Genomic DNA, 545 nt, shown 5'->3' with positions numbered 1-545 from the left:
CTCGTCGGTTGGATCCGGAGGGGACGGTGTTGATCAGTGGGGCGGGGATGATCGGTGGTGTGGTGGCCCGGCATCTGGTCGCCGAGTGTGGGGTTCGCCGTTTGGTGCTGGCGAGTCGCCGTGGGGCCGAGGCTCCCGGGGCGGTGGCGCTTCGGGAGGAGCTGTCCGGGCTGGGGGCCGATGTGGCCGTGGTCGCGTGTGATACGAGCGATCGTGATGCGGTTGCCGCTCTGCTGGCGTCTGTTCCTGTGGCGCGTCCGTTGACTGCGGTGGTTCATACGGCTGGTGCGTTGGATGATGCGGTGTTCACGGCGTTGACTCCGGGGCATCTGGATGCGGTTCTGGGGCCGAAGGCGGATGCGGTGGAGCATCTGCTGGAGCTGACCCGGGGGCATGATCTGGCGGCATTCGTGCTGTTCTCTTCCGCGGCGGGGACGTTGGGTAATCCCGGGCAGGCGAACTATGCGGCGGCGAACGCGTATCTGGATGCCCTCGCCCACCAGCACCGCGCCCAGGGCCGTCCCACCACCAGCCTCGCCTGGGGC

Annotated in this window: 1 protein-coding gene; it reads left to right on the top strand. The window is 68.4% G+C overall.

Features of this window, described 5'->3' with window-relative positions:
* Positions 1-545 (top strand): SDR family NAD(P)-dependent oxidoreductase (locus DEH69_RS26990; RefSeq protein WP_113689608.1); only part of this gene is annotated, 545 nt, incomplete at both ends.

Origin of the sequence: Streptomyces sp. PT12 (genome assembly GCF_003311645.1) — a bacterium.
GTDB lineage: Bacteria > Actinomycetota > Actinomycetes > Streptomycetales > Streptomycetaceae > Streptomyces.
This window is presented reverse-complemented; position numbering and strand designations above follow the sequence as displayed.